The sequence below is a fragment of the Xenorhabdus griffiniae genome (assembly GCF_037265215.1).
Taxonomy (GTDB): Bacteria; Pseudomonadota; Gammaproteobacteria; order Enterobacterales; family Enterobacteriaceae; genus Xenorhabdus; species Xenorhabdus griffiniae.
In genome coordinates this window covers 1,071,864-1,091,213 of record NZ_CP147737.1, presented here as the reverse complement: position 1 = coordinate 1,091,213, position 19,350 = coordinate 1,071,864, and the positions used below count along the sequence as shown (strand labels likewise).

The 19,350-nt window shown below is 40.4% G+C and carries 19 protein-coding genes; 17 read left to right on the top strand and 2 right to left on the bottom strand.

Translation table 11 applies throughout. From position 1 onward, the window contains the following. The first annotated feature begins 123 nt into the window (after positions 1-123). From WDV75_RS04835 to WDV75_RS04755, 17 genes are all read left to right on the top strand, one after another. On the top strand, positions 124-885 hold the full coding sequence (locus WDV75_RS04835) for an IS5 family transposase (RefSeq protein ID WP_338802971.1): 762 nt from the start codon (positions 124-126) through the stop codon (positions 883-885). A gap of 244 nt (positions 886-1,129) precedes the next feature. Beyond that, complete coding sequence (locus WDV75_RS04830; protein ID WP_273558135.1) at positions 1,130-1,456, top strand: RAQPRD family integrative conjugative element protein; 327 nt, start codon at positions 1,130-1,132, stop codon at positions 1,454-1,456. Beyond that, entirely contained in the window at positions 1,456-1,701 is a 246-nt protein-coding gene (locus tag WDV75_RS04825; protein WP_273558134.1) for a TIGR03758 family integrating conjugative element protein, read from the top strand. Before WDV75_RS04830 ends, WDV75_RS04825 begins: the two co-directional genes overlap by 1 nt. Before the next feature lie 14 nt (positions 1,702-1,715). After that, on the top strand, positions 1,716-2,087 hold the full coding sequence (locus tag WDV75_RS04820) for a TIGR03745 family integrating conjugative element membrane protein (protein ID WP_273558133.1): 372 nt from the start codon (positions 1,716-1,718) through the stop codon (positions 2,085-2,087). Positions 2,088-2,103: 16 nt separating this feature from the next. Next, entirely contained in the window at positions 2,104-2,454 is a 351-nt protein-coding gene (locus tag WDV75_RS04815) for a TIGR03750 family conjugal transfer protein (RefSeq protein ID WP_273558132.1), read from the top strand. A 14-nt stretch (positions 2,455-2,468) separates the two neighbouring features. Beyond that, the gene (locus tag WDV75_RS04810; protein ID WP_273558131.1) at positions 2,469-3,119 is read left to right on the top strand and encodes a PFL_4703 family integrating conjugative element protein; all 651 of its coding nucleotides are present in this window, start codon (positions 2,469-2,471) and stop codon (positions 3,117-3,119) included. Beyond that, positions 3,120-4,019: a TIGR03749 family integrating conjugative element protein gene (locus WDV75_RS04805; protein ID WP_273558130.1), complete on the top strand. Its 900-nt coding sequence runs from the start codon at positions 3,120-3,122 to the stop codon at positions 4,017-4,019. Next, on the top strand, positions 4,009-5,478 hold the full coding sequence (locus WDV75_RS04800; protein ID WP_273558129.1) for a TIGR03752 family integrating conjugative element protein: 1,470 nt from the start codon (positions 4,009-4,011) through the stop codon (positions 5,476-5,478). Before WDV75_RS04805 ends, WDV75_RS04800 begins: the two co-directional genes overlap by 11 nt. Before the next feature lie 11 nt (positions 5,479-5,489). Next, on the top strand, positions 5,490-5,873 hold the full coding sequence (locus WDV75_RS04795) for a TIGR03751 family conjugal transfer lipoprotein (RefSeq protein WP_273558128.1): 384 nt from the start codon (positions 5,490-5,492) through the stop codon (positions 5,871-5,873). Next, positions 5,870-8,644, top strand: coding sequence for a conjugative transfer ATPase (locus tag WDV75_RS04790; RefSeq protein WP_273558127.1), 2,775 nt, complete (start codon positions 5,870-5,872; stop codon positions 8,642-8,644). The genes WDV75_RS04795 and WDV75_RS04790 overlap by 4 nt, the downstream gene beginning before the upstream one ends. Next, the gene (locus WDV75_RS04785; protein ID WP_273558126.1) at positions 8,638-9,033 is read left to right on the top strand and encodes an acetyltransferase; all 396 of its coding nucleotides are present in this window, start codon (positions 8,638-8,640) and stop codon (positions 9,031-9,033) included. Before WDV75_RS04790 ends, WDV75_RS04785 begins: the two co-directional genes overlap by 7 nt. A gap of 248 nt (positions 9,034-9,281) precedes the next feature. Next, positions 9,282-11,921, top strand: a complete 2,640-nt coding sequence (locus WDV75_RS04780) for an autotransporter outer membrane beta-barrel domain-containing protein (protein WP_273558125.1) — start codon at positions 9,282-9,284, stop codon at positions 11,919-11,921. A 319-nt stretch (positions 11,922-12,240) separates the two neighbouring features. Then, positions 12,241-12,651, top strand: a complete 411-nt coding sequence (locus WDV75_RS04775) for a TIGR03757 family integrating conjugative element protein (protein ID WP_273558124.1) — start codon at positions 12,241-12,243, stop codon at positions 12,649-12,651. Further along, positions 12,651-13,613: a TIGR03756 family integrating conjugative element protein gene (locus WDV75_RS04770; RefSeq protein WP_273558123.1), complete on the top strand. Its 963-nt coding sequence runs from the start codon at positions 12,651-12,653 to the stop codon at positions 13,611-13,613. Before WDV75_RS04775 ends, WDV75_RS04770 begins: the two co-directional genes overlap by 1 nt. A gap of 46 nt (positions 13,614-13,659) precedes the next feature. After that, positions 13,660-15,039, top strand: a complete 1,380-nt coding sequence (locus WDV75_RS04765) for an integrating conjugative element protein (RefSeq protein WP_273558137.1) — start codon at positions 13,660-13,662, stop codon at positions 15,037-15,039. Continuing rightward, entirely contained in the window at positions 15,036-15,356 is a 321-nt protein-coding gene (locus WDV75_RS04760) for a hypothetical protein (protein ID WP_273558122.1), read from the top strand. The genes WDV75_RS04765 and WDV75_RS04760 overlap by 4 nt, the downstream gene beginning before the upstream one ends. A gap of 2 nt (positions 15,357-15,358) precedes the next feature. Further along, complete coding sequence (locus WDV75_RS04755; protein WP_273558121.1) at positions 15,359-16,873, top strand: conjugal transfer protein TraG N-terminal domain-containing protein; 1,515 nt, start codon at positions 15,359-15,361, stop codon at positions 16,871-16,873. Between the two features lie 114 nt (positions 16,874-16,987). On the opposite strand, the gene WDV75_RS04750 is transcribed toward WDV75_RS04755, so the two are convergent. Next, entirely contained in the window at positions 16,988-18,280 is a 1,293-nt protein-coding gene (locus WDV75_RS04750) for an ISL3 family transposase (RefSeq protein WP_273558120.1), read from the bottom strand. An 8-nt stretch (positions 18,281-18,288) separates the two neighbouring features. After that, entirely contained in the window at positions 18,289-19,332 is a 1,044-nt protein-coding gene (locus WDV75_RS04745) for a DNA adenine methylase (RefSeq protein WP_273558119.1), read from the bottom strand. Positions 19,333-19,350 lie beyond the last annotated feature (18 nt).

Here is a 19,350-nt window from a genome sequence, read left to right as displayed (position 1 = left end):
TGCGGCGGGAAGATTATTGTGACCGTATCATTAGGGCGTGTTGACGTTTCGTGGAGGGAAGTTTGAACAGCATGATGATCTGGTATCATTGTCTTCGCGAAAAAACCATTACCCCAGCTCATCATGCCAAGAACAATGTTATCAAAATCTTTATGGAATACGCTAGCTGTATTAATGCAACAACATGGATGTATTTACCACAAAGACGCGCATTACCTGACTTTCGAAGGGATCCTTTATCGAATGAGAACGGGATGTCCGTGGCGGGATTTACCCGATGAATTTGGCAAATGGAATACGCTTTTTAAGCGCTTTAACGCCTGGTCAAAGAAAGGTGTTTTTGAATTATTATTCAAATTGTTATCTGAAAATACAGACACCGAATGGTTATTCATTGATGGGAGTATTATCCGCGCTCATCAACATAGCTCAGGGGCAGCTTCAACAGAAGATGAAGCCATCGGTAAAAGTCGAGGTGGACGTTCGACTAAAATTCATTTGGCCGTAGACAGTTATGGTTTGCCTGTCCATTTTGAGCTGTCAGGGGGTCAAACGCACGACATTGTACATGCAGAAAGTTTGGTCACCCATTCACCCGCATCCGATTTTGTGATCGCGGATAAAGGTTACGATAGCGGTACTTTCAGAGATTTCGTTGAAAAACAAGGTTCAAAAACGGTCATTCCCTATCGAAAAAATAGCCGAAAACCCGATAAAAGTATTGATGAAGTTTTATACTGTTATCGGCATTTGGTCGAAAATGCGTTTGCCAGAATAAAACATTTTCGAGCTATTGCGACAAGATACGATAAATTGGCGCGAAATTACGCCAGTATGTTGGCACTGGCGTTTGTCATTATATGGTTACCGATGTGGGTTGAGTAAATGGTGAACTCAAAACGTCAACAGCCCCTAGTAGATAAAAAAACCAACCAATCAACAATAGGACTACCAAACGGTATAACAATCACCTACCCATATCGAGTAAACGTAGCCTACTACCAGGCTACGTTTATTCTATGATAGAAAAATCCAATTTTTTTATTTTTTCTAATAAGAGTTTATTGCTGAATTTATTTTTAAAAAATTTATCCTAAACGCAAAGGTAACTCGCTAAGAGGTTATGAATATGCGTTTGTTTTCTACAGCACCAATTACGTTAATATTAACTCTAAGTTCTTTTTTTGCTAATTCTGCATGGGCGGCAGAAAAAGATGAGTTGGCATTAACGATGAAACAACTTAAACAAATCCAAGCGAGTCTTGAGCGTGCCAGAACTTTAGCAAATCAAGACGTTAGTCGTCGTTTTTATTTTGATTATTTAAAAGCCTCTAAAGACATTGAAACTATTCGCCAAGGAATTAATAGGTATTTAGAACCGTCAAGAGCACAACCTATCATTCCTATTCAATCGCAATATCAAATTAGCGGTGACTACCGTAAGGAAAAACGTTAATGGCGATGGATAGCGTCCAGGAGCAAGCTTTTAAAGCGGGAAGTGGGGGAGGTATAGAGCCATTTTCACTTGAAATTTTTTGTATCGGTCTTTTAATTGCGCTTCTGTTTATATGGGCTGCATGGGGAATGGTGGATGTATATAAAGGTTGGGCTAATGAGAAAGTTCGTGAGGCTGTTCTAACTCAATTTTGTATCAGGGCAGTTTTTCTTATATTGATTTGTATTTGGATGTTTATTAATTAGTGAGAGAAAACTTTATGGAAATAAAAAAGGTATTTAGTCGAGTGAAACAACGTTCTGTAACGTGGGCATTGATATTTTTGGGAGCAATGGGTGTTACTACGTCTGGTTTAGCAGCTTTGCCAAAAGTTGAGCCTCCAACATCAGGTAGTAAAGGTGGCTTTTTGGGAGATTTAACTGGATACTTTAATGATGGGATCGTTTTATTAGGGTTAGTTGTAACGGCAAGTGCATTTGTTGTTGTTGCTGGCGCAGCATTAAAGACATTTCAGGAAGTTCGTGATGAAAAAGCTGGATGGGGTAAATTTGCAGGTATTTTGGTAGTTGGTGTTATCTTGCTTGTGCTTGTTATCTGGCTTATTACAAAATCAGCAAGCGTTATTTTTTAATAGAGAAAAGATCGAAATGCAGACCATACAATTTATGCCGGATAGATTAAATTCTGAACCAGTTGTTTATCGGGGTCTTACTATGCCTGAATTGGGCTTGGCTGCATTGTTTGGCTCAGCTATAGGTTTTGTAATTAGTTTATTTTTCGTTCCTTTAGTAGGTTGGGTAATTATCCCAACCTTCATTTTAATTATACCTTTGTTAGTGGTTTTTTTTGGTGGAAGATATCTAACTCGCCTTAAAAGAGGAAAGCCAGAAAACTATATTTATCGTCAATTAGCTTTGATTAAAAGGAAATGGGGAATGGGAGATGCTACTAACTTAATTGTCCATGATCAGGCATGGTCATTACGTCGAACAAAATAAAAGGAATGTAAATTATGAGTCGGTTTCGTCATGCCTTATTAAATCGTGATCAACATATTTTAACTTTACGTGTTATTTGTTGTGTGTTGGTTTTACTCCTTTTCGTGGCATTTGGAGGGTGGTTCAGTGCCCCTCGTAATTTAACTATTCATAACCCTCCAGATTTACGGGCGGGGAGTACCCGCGCATGGTGGGAAATTCCCGATTCAACAGTATATGCTTTTACTTTTTATATTTTCCAACAAATTAATGCTTGGGCTAAGGATGGGGAGACGGATTTTCCTAAAAAAATTGAAATGCTATCACCTTATTTAACTCCATCATGTAAGGCTTTCTTTCAAAAAGAAGCACAATATCGCACTGATATTGGAGAGTTAAGAGATAGAGTTAGAGTTATATATGAAATTCCTGGTCGTGGATATAGTGAAAATAAAGTCTCTATTGTAAATAGAGATAATTGGATAGTTCAATTAGATGTTGTTGTTGATGAATATTATCATGCAGAGCCAGTTAAACGTGCAGTTGTACGTTACCCGATTAAAGTAACTCGTTGGGAAGGAGATCAAGAGTCGAACCCATTTGGATTGGCTTTAGATTGTTATGATGGAATACCGCAGCGTTTAGCAGCTATTTCTGAAGCCCAAGACGCTAAGAGGAACAAATAAATGAAATGTTACTCTTCATCGGCACTTTTGATTTTATCATTAATTTTACCTGCAACTTCATTAGTGGTGTCCACTACAGCGAATGCGGTAGAGCTTGTGAAGTGGGAGCGTATTCCGTTACCAGTTCACCTTAACGTTGGAGTGGAACGAATTATTTTTGTCGAAAAAAATGTTCGTGTCGGTTTTCCGCCTGAGCTGAATGGTAAATTGCGTGTTCAAAGTACTGGCGGAACTGTGTATTTAAAAGCAGAGGGAGAATTTCAAACGACTCGTTTGCAATTACAAGATGTGCAAAACGGTGAAATTATTCTATTAGATGTAACTACTAAACCTAATAAAGGAACACTGGAACCAATTAGGCTTGTTTATTCAGGAGAAGTAACACAGCAGCGTTCTTCAAGAGATAACAATCAGGGTCTGAATAATACCAATGCCCAAAATAAGAAAAAACAGAAGGCTTCCTATAGTGCTCCACTCCCTGCGCTACTAACACGCTATGCGGCACAGAATTTATATGCACCATTACGGACCGTTGAAGCTGTCCCAGGTGTCCAATCTATACCGTTATCGTTGTCTAAATGTATTACGACATTGTACCCAAGTGCTCGTATTCAAGTTACACCATTAGCTGGGTGGCGTGCTAATGGTGTAACTGTCGTTGCATTGAAATTCACTAACCTGACTACCGAAAAAGTCGTGCTTGATCCTCGTATGTTACAAGGTCAATTTCTGACAGCTACATTTCAGCATCAATGGTTAGGGCCAACTGGTACACCTGAAGATACAACAGCTTTGTATCTGGTGATGAAAGGAAAACCAGAGAACTCCTTCATTGCTGAACCTGTTTTGTCGAAAAAAGTATCTAAAAATAAAACAAAAGGAGCCAGCGATGAAAGTTAAATCTAATACTTTAGTAAAAGTGCTAGTTCCATCTGTTTTGGTGGTTGCTATTCTCATCGGCATTAAGAGCTGTGAGGCAGATAAACCAACATCATCTACAGAGAATATAGATCAGTCGCTGAAAAATTTAGATGCTGATGAACTGAAAGCATTGGGTATTGAAGGTGATACTCCAGAAGATACTTTACGTACGTTGGTTGGCACGTTGAAAAAAGTCCGTGATAAGCAAAATATTTTAGATGAACAGAATCAAAAATTAGTCGCAGAAAATGAACATTTACGGACAAAGAGCCAGGATATATCAGGCCAAATTAATGCTGCGGTTACTGAAGTTCGTGAAGAAGCTGATAGAAAGCAGCGAGCATTACAGGCAGAACAGCAAACTTTAATGACACGATTGGAAAATTTAGGGGACTCATTCAATTTAGGTAATAAATCTACAAATTCATCAAGTGATATTCCAATTGGTTTGGGATTAGACCAACAAAGAGAGTCTTCTGTGTCTTATAAAGGAGGTGTTCTTTGGGTAGATCCTCAAGACGCCCAACCAGTAGATCCAAGTAATAATACAGGTGGTTATCCAGCCAAACCCACTTATCCTATGTCATTTTTAGAAGACAATGAAATTACTCGTCAAAAAGCTGAATTAGATAGGACAGCTAAAAATCAAAGAACTATTGATGATACGGTTGATAAAGAGGGTGTTGAACCTGCTTATACATTACCAGAAAATTCTACATTAGTCGGAAGCCAAGCAATGACTGCATTACTTGGCAGGGTTCCAATAGATGGAAAAGTAACTGATCCATATCCATTCAAGGTAGTCGTTGGTAAAGATAATTTAACTGCTAATGGAATTGATTTACCAGATGTAGAAGGTGCTGTGATAAGTGGGACAGCTACCGGAGATTGGACACTTTCCTGTGTTCGTGGAGATATTACATCAATTACGTTTGTTTTTGCTGATGGAACTGTCCGCACTGTTCCACAGCCCAGCAGCCGCACTGATGGCAGTAATAACAGTGGGCGCAATAATGGTGGTGCGATTGGTTGGCTTTCTGATGAGAGTGGTATTCCGTGTATCAGCGGTGAACGTAAGACTAACGCGGGTACATATTTACCGACGCTGTTTGCTTTAACAGCAGCAGCCTCTGCCGGAGATGCGTTTTCGCAGAACCAATTTACAAATCAAACTAATAGTAGTGGCGGAATAACGTCAGCGCTTACAGGAGACGCAGGACAAGCAGCTTTAGGAAAAGCGATTGGCGGAGGTTTTAAGGATGTCGCTGACTGGGTGAAATCTCGTTATGGGCAAACGTTTGATGCTGTTTACGTTCCGCCAGGTAAAACAGTTGCTGTGCATATTACCCGTCAAATCCCGATTGATTATGAAGGCAAAGGGCGCAAGGTAAACTATGGATTCAGCTTAGCTGATGATATGGAAAGTGAATTGGATTAAGGAGAAAACACATGAAATTAAAAACATTTACTGTTCTTTTCTTTGCCTCAACACTTCTAATGGGGTGCGTTACTTCTAAAGAGAAATTGATGCCTGCTGGCGAACATAACATGATAGAAATCTGGCAGGGTAAAGCTGGTGTAAAGGCATCGAGTGGACAACTGATACAACAAGCTCGAAATACTCAGCTACGGCCTTTGGAGATGCATGGACAAGAAAATAAAATAACTGAAATCAGTCAGCAATTCCCCCGCTTACCTAACCCAGATATGATTATGTATGTTTTCCCTCATCTATCTCAAGGGAATTTACCCGTACCAGGGTATAGCACTGTATTTTCGTTTTACCAACAAGTGCAGTATGCAATGCCAGGTGAAAGGATAGAAACACTATGATGAAATTTTTCAGCAAAAAAGAGAAGCCATCAATAAAAAGTCAGCCATTAAAACGACCAAAAAAAATGACGTTATCAGATGAAAGAAAACTTTATCACGCCAATCCATCAATTATTGATTACTTGCCATGGGCTGAATATTTAGATGATGAGCAATGTTTGTTATTGGATGACGGTATTTCAGTAGGAGCTGTATATGCAATAGAGCCAGCACCAACAGAAGGGCGACCAGAAAGTCGTCTGGAAGAAATAAGGGATACTGTTGAAGACGCGTTGCAGGATAGCCTTGAAGAATATGATGAAAATCCTTGGGTTGTTCAGTTTTTTTGCCAAGATGAAAGCAATGTAACAACCTATTTGAATAGGCTACGCAATTATGTTCGCCCTGCGGCTCAAGGTACGAAATTTACTGAAGCGTGGTTGCGTGAAACTGAAAACCACTTACAGGGTATTGCACGTCCAGAAGGACTTTTCGATGATACGTTAGTAACAGGGCAACCATGGCGCGGACAGCAACGCCGTACTCGTATGGTAATTTATCGTTGGTTAGGAAAAAATCCCCGCGACCCGATGCCACCAATAGGCATGTTGAACCAAGTGTGTGATCGTTTAAGTAGTGCCTTGGGAAATGCTGGTATTGTTTGTGTTCGCCAGAATGGTTATCAAATTCATGATTGGTTGCTGCGTCTTTTTAACCCAGAACCTGACTGGATAGATAAACAAACATTGTATCGAGAGGGAGCATATTGGGGTAAGCAGGATGAAAAACCAAACAACCTAGAAGTACATAATGATTTCGCTGAAACATTGTGGTTTACCCCGCCCCGCTCAGATACTGTGAACGGAGTCTGGTGGTTTGATAATAAAGCACATGGAGTAGTTAACGTTGAACGTCTGAGAAAAGCACCAAGCCCAGGGCTTTTAACTGGAGAACAGCGGCGTGGAGATAGAAATATCAATACATTAATGGATCTTTTTCCAGAAGGAACTGTTGTTTCTATTACTATAGTTGTGCAACCGCAAGATACATTGGAAGAAAAATTTACAAAATTAGCAAAAAATGCAGTTGGTGAGAATACTGAATCTGGACGTGTCAGGGAAGATGTAAAGATAGTCAAAGAATATTTAGGAAGACGCCATAAACTGTACAGAGCTTCTTTGTCTTTTTTATTACGGGCAAATGATATTGAGGAATTAAATCGTAAACGTATTGAAATTACATCCACTTTATTAACGGCTGGATTAGAACCGGTTAAACCAGAATATGATGTTGCGCCACTTAATGGGTATTTAAGAGCCTTGCCGATGTGTTTTAATCCACAACTTGATAAAAATCACTGGTATACACGTCTATCGTGGGTTCAACATTTATCTGGGTTGTTACCCATTACAGGGCGTTCAACTGGCACAGGAAACCCTGGGTTTTCTTTCTTTAATCGTGGTGGTGATGTTCTGACATTTGATCCGCAGAATAAAAATGATCGTTCGCAAAACGCTCATTTGTTGTTATTTGGTCCAACAGGTGCAGGAAAGTCTGCAACATTATGTTCTGTGTTATCACAATTGGTGGCTGTGCATCGCCCAAGATTGTTTATTGCTGAAGCTGGAAATAGTTTTGGTTTGCTGGCTGACTACTTTGAAAGTTTGGGTCTTAGTGTCCATAAAATTAGTGTTAAGCCTGGCTCTAAAGTGAGTTTACCTCCATTTGCTGATGCGCATAAATTGCTACAGGCAAATATTGCTTCTTTGGAACTTGAAGATTTACCAGATATTAATGCTGATGAAGAAAATGAAGAACGCGATATCCTAGGGGAGATGGAGATTGCAGCCCGCATGATGATCACAGGAGGTGAACCCGACGAAGAAAAACGGTTAACCAGAGCAGACAGGGGAATGATCCGTGAAGCCATTTTATTGGCTGCGAAAAATACTTTTGAGCAAAAAAGGCAAATGCTTGCTGACGATTTGCAGAGTGCTCTTAATGAAATTTCTGGTGATGTTAACCGTGATAACCGCCGTCGTGTCCGTGCTGCTGAGATGGCGGAAGCAATGAGCCTGTTTACCCAAGGATTTGAAGGCGAACTTTTTAATCAGCCTGGCGTTGCTTGGCCTGAAGCGGATGTTACCTTGATTGACCTTGCTCATTTAGCTCGTGAAGGGTATGAAGCTGCGATGGCGTTAACAATGGTATCGTTAATTAATACTATTAATAACATTGCAGAACGTGATCAATATTTAGAACGTGATATTAATTTCGTCATTGACGAAGCCCATATTCTTACTACCAATCCTTTGTTATCCCCATATATGACTAAGGTTGTAAAAATGTGGAGAAAATTAGGAGCGTGGTTATGGTTAGCTACTCAAAACCTAGAAGACTACCCTAGTATTGCCGCTAAGATGCTCAATATGGCGGAATGGTGGGTTTGTCTCACCATGCCACAAAAAGAAATAGAGGATATAGCTCGATTTAAGACATTGAGTGAGGATCAAAAAGCTGTCTTACGTTCAGCCAGTAAACTCCCACGTTGCTATACTGAAGGAGTAGTATTGTCGAAAAAAATCGAAGCATTATTTAGAGTTGTGCCGCCAAGTTTATTTTTGGCTCTGGGAATGACAGAAAAAGAAGAAAAGGCAGAACGTAGGGAATTAATGAAGAAACACAATTGCAGTGAACTGGAAGCCGCTTTTTTAGTTGCTGCAAAGTTGGATAAAGCTCGCGGTTTGCCATCTCGTGAACGTAGTGTTGGTGAGGTAATATCTGAATGTTAACTCTGAAATATCGTGTTCCCATGACTAGGCGTAAAGCTGATTCTGATATCAATTTATTTTCTGTCTTTGATTGTCAACCGCAGTCATGCCCTTCTATATCTGAGGAAACCGTTCGCTCTTTGGGGCGTTTATTAACGGAAATACGGCGGAGATTAAAAAAGGTATATTTGATGACTTGTCACCCGCATCGTATAGGAAAAAGTAATTGTATTTCAATTAACTTAGAGGATGGAAAAGGGCACGATGTTAACCTTTTGATAACTGTGTCCGGCGAACATTATTGGCCCAAGCCAGAAGAATACAAGCACCCTAGATGGTTTATTCATGTAGCAGATACAACAGATGCGATCTATTTGATCCTGTTGATCTATCAACGGATGAAAGAATAGCAAAGCGGTGAGTCGTACCCCCATACGACTCACCATGTAGCTTCATATCATTAAATTAAACAGTAAGGTGAACTAATTCTATGAAAACTACGCTATTTAAATTAGCAGTTTTTATGACTATGATCGAGTGTTTTTGTTAATTATAGGAGTTTCAGAGGACTACAAAAATGGCCATGGTGAATCGTACCCCCATACAGTTCATCATGGGATTATATATTTTAAATTAAACAGTAAGGTGAACTTGTTCTATGAAAAATAGAAGGACATTGCTTTCTATTTTAATCAGCTCTGCTATTTTTAGTGGTGAGATATTAGCTGTAGAGTGTGGTTCTGAAATAGAAAGAACGCACAATAATAATTGTGTGGTTGAAAAAGATTTGGATGGAAAATTTATGGCGGGCTACTCCCGAAAAACTAAACTAAACGGCATGGGTAATAATAATTTAATGATGCAGGAGGTTGTGTCAGATAAAAACTTCATATTGTACGGTGGAAATACCGTGGCAATACATGGTGATAATGTCATTGGAAATAATAATGTATTTATATCTAATAGCGAAATTGGAAATTTAACTTCATCGGGGGCTTATATCCATTCTGGAAACAGCCTGTACGCTAAAGAGAATAATGTGTTATTAGATGGAGTAAAAATTAGAGGTAACGCTGATTTAACGGGAACATTTACTAAAGGAAGCGCTAATTCTACAATAGAAAATTCTGTTGTTTCGGTTAAAAATTCCCATCTAATGAACGAGGTTGAGATACGGGGAGCATATGGTGGAGAAAGTTCTAGAGATAATGCCTTTTTGAGGAGTAATTTGATTGATATTGAACAATCACAATTTGATAAATATGCTCTATTTCTGGGTGGTTATGCTGCTAACATAGGTAGTGCAAGTTTAATTGATAATAAAATTAATATCAAAAATTCTATTTTTAATGGTTACACCAGAATTTATGGGGCAATGAATTTAGCCAGTAAAGGTAATAATGAAAATAATTTAGTAAGAATTGAAAAATCAATTTTTAACAATTTAGTAGATATTACAGGTTTAATTTCAAGTATAACTCCCACTTATACCTCAGTTTTCGTGCATCTAAATGATGTCATTTTTAACTCCAGCGTAAACATCTTAGGTATCAAAACATCTCACTCTCAGGACATAAATGGTGTGAACATAACTGTGGATGGTCATATTGAGTTTAATGCTCCAGAGCGCTCAACAATTTTAGCTGGTCGAAACTTCGGTGATAGAGATAGGTTGACAGGAAATGTGCTTAATTTTAGGGCAGACCCACTGAAGTTGAAATCTGTATCAGGATTTGAAGTTTATAAATTTTTTCTAAATGAAAATGTAAAAGATGAAGATGTTTTACTCAACACAATTGATACTATCGATATGAATAAATCAACAGTAACAGTTGATGGTATTCATAAAGGCTCAAAGCTAGTAAATGGCGGTATAGTTACGCTAATGAGTAATGTAATAGGAGATGTAAAACTCGTTAATTCAGAGACAACATTAGGTACAGCGACTTTATTAACATTTGGGTTAGAAAAACAAAAAAAAGAAAATGGCAAAGAATCTATCATTGTTAACGTGATTCCACTTAAGCCGGAGCCAGAACCACAACCTGAGCCGGAGCCAGAACCACAACCTGAACCGGAGCCAGAACCACAACCTGAACCGGAGCCAGAACCACAACCTGAACCGGAGCCAGAACCACAACCTGAACCGGAGCCAGAACCACAGCCTGAACCGGAGCCAGAACCACAACCTGAACCGGAGCCAGAACCACAACCTGAGCCGGAGCCAGAACCACAGCCTGAGCCGGAGCCAGAACCACAGCCTGAGCCGGAGCCAGAACCACAACCTGAGCCGGAGCCAGAACCACAACCTGAGCCGGAGCCAGAACCACAACCTGAGCCGGAGCCAGAACCACAGCCTGAGCCGGAGCAAAAACCTGAATCAAAATTAGGGTTAAATCCGCAAACAACAGCTTATTTGTTTGGGAGAAATGCTGGAATTTTAGTTGCTAATGATAGTTTGGTCACAAAAGTTAAATTAAAAGGTATGAACATAGAGCCTTTTGCGTTAATTGAATCAGGCAAGAATCGTTTTAATATAGGAAACAAACTGAACCTAATAACAGCTAATCTTTTAGTTGGGAGTGCTATTTATTCTGATAAAATAAATTCCTCACTAGGAGTATTTTTTGAGGCCGGAAATGCATCATACACTTCATACAATCAAAGCCGTTTACCAATAATTAAAGGAAAAGGAAGTGTAAATTATCGAGGTGCAGGGTTATTAGTGCAAAGAAAAAATTTTGACGATCTGATAATCACAGGTTCATTAAGAGTTGGGAAATTAAGTTATGATTTCAAATCACATGATTTCGGAGTAAATCAGAATATAATGAGTCAATATAATAGTGACTCATCATATTTTGGGTCTCATGTCGGAATTAATAAAAAATTTAAGGTTAGTGGTAGAAAAAACTTAACTGTTCATGGTGATTATCAGTATACGCATATTAATCATGATATGGTAAATATTAAAACTGTACTTGGTCATGAAAAAATTAAATTTGATGCAATTAACTCTCATCAAATGAAAGTAGGGGTGTTATTACATAATAAGATTACGGAAAATATTACTTTAAATACTGGAGTAGGCTACCAATATGAGTTTGATGGTAAATCAAAAGGAACTATTGAAGGAATGAGGGTTAGTGATTTATCTTCGAAAGGAGGTAGTGGGTTTGCATCAATTGGTGTCGATTTTGGCGAAAAATCTAATTTTAGTGGCGAATTTAAATTCACAGGTTATATAGGGGAAAAACAAGGTATTAACGGTTTGTTTAATGTTAGGTATCGATTCTGATAAGGATTTAATATCATGATAAATAAAGAAGAATATGAAAAAGATCTTAATAATTTGGTATGGTTAGAGTATCGGGAGGATGAAAAATTACCTCCTCATGAACCAGAAAGTAAAGGTAATAATCTAGGTTAAATGAATAGCTACCAAATTGAATGACTACAAATTAAGCAATGGGTGTTTTTATTCATTGCTTATAACCAATTGATTATTATTTATTTTTTTAATAAAAAATTATATTTATTGGATTATGAATTATTTACTGATTTTATTGGAAAGTTATTGCAATCTTGTTTCAACTTAATAGTTGAGGGCAATTCTAATGAAAATGCTGGTTGTTTTTATCGTAATAGCTTTGACATCAATAGCTCAAGCGTCAACTGTCATTTACACCGATCATGAAAACCCACCAAGTAGAAGCGACTCTAGAAACGATATTCAAGTTGTTTGGCTTGATGCTCCTGATATGTTTTCAGAAAACTGGTTTAACACTATGAATATTTCTGTAAATACAAGTAACTCTTCTTTAATAACTGGATTATTACAATCGCCAGAATGGAGGGAAAAAGAAAAGGATATTGTCACAGCATACCAGGGAATTATCCGTGCTTGGGAATTGGGTATAAAAAAATATCCAGCTATTGTAATAGATGATCGCTATGTTGTGTATGGCAGTACTGATGCTATCCGTGCTCAAATCTTGGTGGATACATATCGTAGGAGGAATAATTAATGAAAAAATTGAAGCTACTAGTGGCTTCTATGCTACTAGGGGCAATTAATATTCCGCTGGCTGCAGCTAGTATTAATAGCGCTAGTATCATAGCCAGCTCTATATCTCCATCGTGTATTAGTTGGCGAATAAAAGGTATCTGCTATTGGCTGTTCTGTACTCCCTGGGGGTGCAAAGTCAGAACTTCAGTAAAGGTAGAACACTTTATTCCAGAAGTTGTTGTATCCATATACAACTCACCAAGCGGAAATCCATGGGTAGAAATGTCTATGGTAAGTGGAGCCTCTGGAGGTTTGGAAAACGCTATTACAGGAGCATTATCTGGTGTATATGCGGGAGGTGGGCATAATGAGCAGAAAACATCAAAGAGGAAAACTAATCTACATTTTAAATATGCCGATGCGATTGGTCATCCTGGATCATCTCTAATTGGAAAGAGCATCCCCGGATATTCTTGTAGCGGTGCTGCAACGCCGTTATTTCCCTATTTTCTGAGTACATTAGACAGTTTTCCATGGCGTTCGGGTATTCCCGAAACTCTATATCCTGAAGCTATTATTCCTGGCAAGAGAGAGATTGGCTCGCAATATACAGGAAATATGTGGGGAAATGTTTATCCTCGCAGCGGATTTGTTACACAACAAGACGATTATAAGGCTGCTGCGGTCGTAGCTCAGCGTGCCGCTGATATTATAACTCGTACAGGTCAGCCCCATATTTATTCACCCCTAAAAGCAAATAAAACGCCTGGTTATTGGCCTCCTGATCCGGTGCAAGAAAATACTGGTACTAAAAATCATAAATGGCAGAGATTATCGCCTCAACTTAGTAATAGCTGCGCTGTTTTTCCTGATAAATCTGGAATAGTTGCAGAAAACGGTAATTACGCTTGGGCACTTTGGCAACCATATAGTTGTTGTAAACGTCGTGGACAGAAATTCCTGAGTAGTACTAATTTTTAAGGAAAAAATAAAAATGAATAAGAAAATTATTTCGCAATCTGTATTGATGGGGGTTTTATTTCTCTGGGGTTCTGCTTCTGCTTGGGAAGATAATAAAATAGGTTACGGTAAAAATGTGAGTGGTGCTGTATCAGATAAATTGTTCTACACGATTGGTGGAGGCACTGTTCTATCTCAGCCGCCTAGCCGAAGTACTATGCAGCGAGTTGGAATGGGAATTGGATGGTCCAATGATTTGATGTGTGGAAATTTCGATTTAAAAACTACGATTAGTAACCAATTAAATGGTATCACTGATGGATTTAAAAACTTGATGGGGGAGATTGTTCAAGGAGCAACAGGAGCTGTAGCAAGTCTCCCTGGGTTAATTATTCAACGAGCTAACCCAGGATTGTACGAAATGCTGACTAATGGAGTTTTGCAGGCCAATGTTGCTTTTGATAAAGCGCAATTTAATTGTCAGAACTTGTCCAAGCGATTGATGGATTTCTCTGATAACAGCAAATGGTCACAAGCAGCGGTTATGGAAGAAGCCAAAACATTAGTGAATAATGGTAGTAATGATGCCGTCAAGACAAACAATCAGCTTAATAGCGCTAAAGGGGAAGCAGGAGTTCCTTGGATTGGAGGGCAAAAAAAAGGAGGAAAAGGGCAAAAAGCTATCCAACCAACGCGTGATCTGGCTAAAGCTGGCTTTAATATGATGAATCACTTACCAGTCAACAGTGATCAAACTATTTCTACAGGTCAGTGCTCAGGGGGAGCCTGTCAGAGGTTTAAAAATAGTGAAGAAGCCGCACAAACTGTTGTGAAAATTTTGGGTGATCAATCAATTCGCACTTGTACAGATACTAGCCAATGTGCAGATGGTACAGCAGAAAATCAGCCTGGAAGTAGCGTCGCTGGAACTGGTTTTGCTCCAGTGATTGAAAAGACAGCTAAAGATAATCAAGAGCAATTAGTAAAACTGGTCAACGGTAATATTTCCCCTACAACTGAAAATCTATCTAAGTTAAAAACTGGTAGCTTGATAGTCACACGAGGTGTTATTCAGTCATTAAGGAGAGATCCTGATAACGGTGCACTAGTACAACGTTTAGCTGGCGAATTAGCTATGTCAGACACAATTGAATTGGCGCTAACTATGCGCAGGATGCTAATGACCGGACAATCAGAACCTAATGCAGCTAACTTATCACAAGCTGTTAAAGAGAGTGATCGCCGGATTGATATTCTTGATCGTGAAATCAATGCACTAAAAACCGAAATGGAACTGCGAAGAGAAATTTCTAATAATACTGTTTTGACTATTATTGAGCGCGACCATCAAAGAACTTTAGCTAACCCACAGACTCAATCTCACGATAACACAGATAAACGAGTAAATTCATTGGGTATTTCTGCTACGGAAGAAAATAGAAAATGAAAATTAAAATATTTTTAAAATGGATGGTTTTCATTGTTATTCTTATGATGGGATTGCTCTTTGTTGCTCACCTAAGTTTAATAAACCCTGATTTAGCCGGAGGTTTTAACCAATTAATGTATCGCTGGCGCTATTTTTCACTATTATGGCGCGTGGTTGTATATGCATTGATTGGCGTCTTCTTATGGAATTTATGGAAATCAGGAAAAGTACCCTTAGAATCACAACAACCTTTTAAACGTGTAGTGATAATGTTCGTATTGTTCGCCCTGGTCAGTGAAGCGGTTATTTGGATAAACAATGACAATGGAGAGTAATTATGACCACAAATAACTATCTTGAGTATTTTCTGACTTTATTGGGCTGGGTAATTAATAATGGTTTATGGAACATACTACTCAGTACAGGGCTTTTTGTTGTTCCACTACTATTTAAAGTGGCGGGTATATGGTTAAAAGTACGTGAAGAAGGGGAGGACGAAGGAAATAAAGGAACTTTATCTATTGTTCGGATTGAAAATGCAATTTATGGTGCTTTCGTCGTAATGGTATTTTGTTGTGTTCCACTTTTTAACGTTAGTCTTAGTACTATGCAAATTGATTCAAGCAGAAGCAAATATTGTGGAACATGGACAGCAGCAAAACCAGAAGATTCTGGTTTTAAAGGCACTATTTCATCTTTAGACGATAAAACGGCAAAAGCGCCAATATGGTGGATGTTGGTCCATAAATTATCTAAGGGGATTACTCAAGCTTCTGTTGCAACTATTCCGTGTCGTCCGGATCTACGCCAAGTTCGTTTTGAAGTTCAGCATAGTTATATAAAAAATGGTTCATTAGTAGCCGCATTACAGGATTTTACTAATGACTGTTACTCACTTGCATTATATGACTGGAAGAGTCAAGACCAGGGTAAGGAGTCGAGTGAAAGTGTTTTGAGAGATGTGGAGTGGCTAGGTTCTCGAACGTTTCTAAACGGAGCCTATCAAACTTTACAGTCACGTACTCCAAGAGAGGGTTTTCCATGGGTTTCTAAGCGTGACGATGGTTATTCTAATACTGGAGTTGGAGGGTATCCTACATGTGCTCAGTGGTGGTCAGATGAAAAAATTGGGCTTAGAAAATTAGTAATGGAACAAGCTGATCCAGGGATGTGGTTACGCGCAAAATCAGCGATGAGATTGATAAATGAAGATTCAAAAGAGTTTCAGGAAGCTGTTATTCGCCGTTTAGTCAGCCCAGCCAGCTTACAAGTGTCTCAGGGAGATTCTGTGTATATGGGGTATGGCGGTAATGCTGATTTCTTCACTATAACAAGTACGGCGACACGTGCCGGATCTATGGTAGGGCAGGTTCTGGGTTCATTGGCAATATTTCCAGCACTAGACGCAATGCGGCAATCACTGCCTATGGTTCAAAGCCTATTGTTGATGGCTATATATGTAATGCTGCCTTTGATCTTAATGTTTTCAGCCTACGATTTTAAGACAGCAATTACATTAACATTTGTAATTTTTGCCTTGAATTTTTTAACGTTCTGGTGGGAATTAGCTCGTTGGTTGGATAGCTGGATGATCGAAGCTTTATATAGTTCAGATACACATAGCCGTTGGAATATGATGGGAATACAAAATACGTCGGATGATATTATTATCAACTTTGTCATGGGAACAATGTTCTTAGTATTACCCGCAGTTTGGATGGGAGCGTTATCCTGGGCAGGTGTTAAAGTCGGTGGAACATTGGAAACTGGAGCAATGCAAAGAGGAACTACCGAATCTAAGCAAGCAGGGGGTAAAGGTGGGGAGGCGGCTATTAATAAATTGAAAAAGTAAAAGGAGGTGTTTAGCAATAGGCTTTAAGCGAAAATATCATATTAGCTTAAAAAATGGGGTATACGGATTTAATGGTTGATGGGGCACCTTCACCCCACCAACCTGATAACACCCTCAGATGGTTGATAGATCGACCCCGTAGTTGAGTTCCTCTGCGAAGTCCGGAAGTCCGTAACCGATGGTTTTCTTGTAGAACGGAGAGACCTTCGCAGTCGGGGTCTTCTTCTTGTGCTTGGTGGTGTAGAGCATTCGTGCCCGCATCACCTCGAAGGAGTAACCACGTCCTTCACGGTTCTTGTCCTTGGCCAATCGGTTGATCGACTCCGTGTAAGCGTTGGTGACGGGCATGTCTGTCTCGAAGTAGGTCATGATCTCTTCGCGCCAGTTGCCCACAGCCCTGACCAGATCGCTCCAGACTTCCTTCTGTCCCTTGGGGATGGTGTCTATCCATTCGTCCAGTGCGGACTCTGCCTGCACCCGTGTGGAGGCGTCCCAAATACTGTAGAAGCGCTCCTTGTGTTCGTATGCGGCTCGCAGCTGCGGGAATGCACCCGTCCAAGTTTCCATGATTAACCACTCCCGGTCTGAGACCTCGTGAGCGCGTTTCAGCAGGATTTTCCGGTCTCCTTTGAGGGGTCGGCTTTGGGCGGGTTTCAGATCCTTTCTGAGACCCTTGCGAACCTTCTCCAAGGCATCGTTGGCCATACGCACCACATGGAACTTATCGACCACAATGCGAGCCTGTGGCAGCACGGACTTGACCGCTGCCCGGTAGGGGTTCCACATGTCCATGCTAACGATCTTGACCTTCTGTCGGTCTTTCAGCTTCATCAGATAGTTGGTTACCACATCCTGTCGGCGTGTGGACAACAGGTCGAGCAGAGTTCGCTCCTCGATGTTGGTCAGAATGCAGCAGTAGCGCTTGTTCAGGTACAGCTCGTCGATACCCAAAATGCGGGGTGTTTCAAAGCGGTGCCAGCGCCCCAGGAACTCGGCGCGGGCGTTGAAGATGCCGCGTACCGTCTTCTCGTCTAGGCCGGTCTGTGCCGCCACGAAGGTGTAGGGGTGGTTGAAGGATTCCTTCTCCACGTATTCATGCAAACGCAACGTCATGCGGAAACCGTCCACCATCTCAGGTAGCTGGGGTCTGAAGGTGGTCTTGCAGGCCCGGCAGGTGTATCGGCGTCGGACTACCCAGAGGGTGACCCGCTTTCCGTGGATGGGCAGATCACGATAGGGAACATCACGCTTGCCGAACCGCACGAACTCACCCTGCACTCCGCATTCTTCGCAGGCAATGGGATCGGGCGCGACCACTTGGAAGTGCATTTCGTCGTCGGTGGTTTTGCAGCCCAGCACCTCATACTCAGGCAAATGTATGCTGTTACTTTCTTGTAAATCGTTCATTTAATATCCTAAAAAAGGTGTCCGTAATGCCTGGTGATATGTTCTCGACTGATCCCTGTCATCCGAGACACCTCCACTTTTGTCACTTTTTTCTTCATGCGTTTCAGGCTGTAAATCGCTTCTTTTATAGCGGACTCGGACTGTTCCCGCCTGTGTCGGTGAACCCTCAAGGCCGCCTTTTGGCGGTTTGTCAGGTCTGAATCATTCTCAATATCCAGATATGTTGGAATATCTTTTTTATTCAAACAGTTAGGAGACACCCAAAGACATTCCGTCCTCTTTGTTCGAGTTTTGCTTGTGCTGGCATATGTCTCTATATCTACTCGATTCCATCCCGCATTTTCTAACGGAACGTAAACAGGTGTTTTGTACCCCGACAAAACAAACATCCCGCGAGACGACAGCAGCAGATCGACAAGCGCATGATGATCCTCAATGGTCATTTCATTCTCATACTGACCATTAATTCGAGTGTCTGGCACATACGGGGGATCGAGATAGAACAGGGTTCCAGGCCTATCATATCGAGGGATTAGATCAGTGAAGCACAGGTTTTCAATCTGAACTTTTCGCATCCTCGCTTGCACATTGGGAAGACGCTCTATGCCCGTATGAAACTTACGAACACTGGCACTGTATCCACCTGCCGGAGCGTCAACGCAGTATGACCACTGCTTAGCTAAGCCCCCGTGAGACTGGCGTTGGACAACGATCATGAGCCTTGCAAGCTCAATTTCATCACATTCATCATCGACAGATGCAGCTGCGGACCTGAACTCATCTCTGCTGTATGGAGTTAATTCCAGTCTGCGAACCAGCTCTTGAGTTTTTCGCTTGTCGGATAGCACATTAAACAGACTGGTCATCTTTCTGTTCAGATCGTTATATACCTCAACTTTGCTTGGTTTTTTGCCAAGTAGAACGGCTCCACTTCCACCAAACACATCGACATACGTCTGATGCTCTGGAAAATGCTTAACGATCTCTTTAACCAGCCTGCTTTTACTTCCGAACCACGTAACAGGCGGTGGTACTGGCTCATATTGCTTCATTCTTACCCCCAAACAACC

Excerpts from the sequence above, each read along its gene's own strand:
- WDV75_RS04785 (WP_273558126.1), top strand. The coding sequence starts at position 8,638 with ATGTTAACTCTGAAATATCGTGTTCCCATGACTAGGCGTAAAGCTGAT.
- WDV75_RS04800 (WP_273558129.1), top strand. The coding sequence starts at position 4,009 with ATGAAAGTTAAATCTAATACTTTAGTAAAAGTGCTAGTTCCATCTGTT.
- WDV75_RS04765 (WP_273558137.1), top strand. The coding sequence starts at position 13,660 with ATGGGGGTTTTATTTCTCTGGGGTTCTGCTTCTGCTTGGGAAGATAAT.
- WDV75_RS04825 (WP_273558134.1), top strand. The coding sequence starts at position 1,456 with ATGGCGATGGATAGCGTCCAGGAGCAAGCTTTTAAAGCGGGAAGTGGG.
- WDV75_RS04755 (WP_273558121.1), top strand. The coding sequence starts at position 15,359 with ATGACCACAAATAACTATCTTGAGTATTTTCTGACTTTATTGGGCTGG.
- WDV75_RS04815 (WP_273558132.1), top strand. The coding sequence starts at position 2,104 with ATGCAGACCATACAATTTATGCCGGATAGATTAAATTCTGAACCAGTT.
- WDV75_RS04750 (WP_273558120.1), bottom strand. The coding sequence starts at position 18,280 with ATGAACGATTTACAAGAAAGTAACAGCATACATTTGCCTGAGTATGAG.
- WDV75_RS04770 (WP_273558123.1), top strand. The coding sequence starts at position 12,651 with ATGAAAAAATTGAAGCTACTAGTGGCTTCTATGCTACTAGGGGCAATT.
- WDV75_RS04795 (WP_273558128.1), top strand. The coding sequence starts at position 5,490 with ATGAAATTAAAAACATTTACTGTTCTTTTCTTTGCCTCAACACTTCTA.
- WDV75_RS04760 (WP_273558122.1), top strand. The coding sequence starts at position 15,036 with ATGAAAATTAAAATATTTTTAAAATGGATGGTTTTCATTGTTATTCTT.
- WDV75_RS04780 (WP_273558125.1), top strand. The coding sequence starts at position 9,282 with ATGAAAAATAGAAGGACATTGCTTTCTATTTTAATCAGCTCTGCTATT.
- WDV75_RS04835 (WP_338802971.1), top strand. The coding sequence starts at position 124 with ATGCCAAGAACAATGTTATCAAAATCTTTATGGAATACGCTAGCTGTA.
- WDV75_RS04805 (WP_273558130.1), top strand. The coding sequence starts at position 3,120 with ATGAAATGTTACTCTTCATCGGCACTTTTGATTTTATCATTAATTTTA.
- WDV75_RS04820 (WP_273558133.1), top strand. The coding sequence starts at position 1,716 with ATGGAAATAAAAAAGGTATTTAGTCGAGTGAAACAACGTTCTGTAACG.
- WDV75_RS04790 (WP_273558127.1), top strand. The coding sequence starts at position 5,870 with ATGATGAAATTTTTCAGCAAAAAAGAGAAGCCATCAATAAAAAGTCAG.
- WDV75_RS04775 (WP_273558124.1), top strand. The coding sequence starts at position 12,241 with ATGAAAATGCTGGTTGTTTTTATCGTAATAGCTTTGACATCAATAGCT.
- WDV75_RS04810 (WP_273558131.1), top strand. The coding sequence starts at position 2,469 with ATGAGTCGGTTTCGTCATGCCTTATTAAATCGTGATCAACATATTTTA.
- WDV75_RS04745 (WP_273558119.1), bottom strand. The coding sequence starts at position 19,332 with ATGAAGCAATATGAGCCAGTACCACCGCCTGTTACGTGGTTCGGAAGT.
- WDV75_RS04830 (WP_273558135.1), top strand. The coding sequence starts at position 1,130 with ATGCGTTTGTTTTCTACAGCACCAATTACGTTAATATTAACTCTAAGT.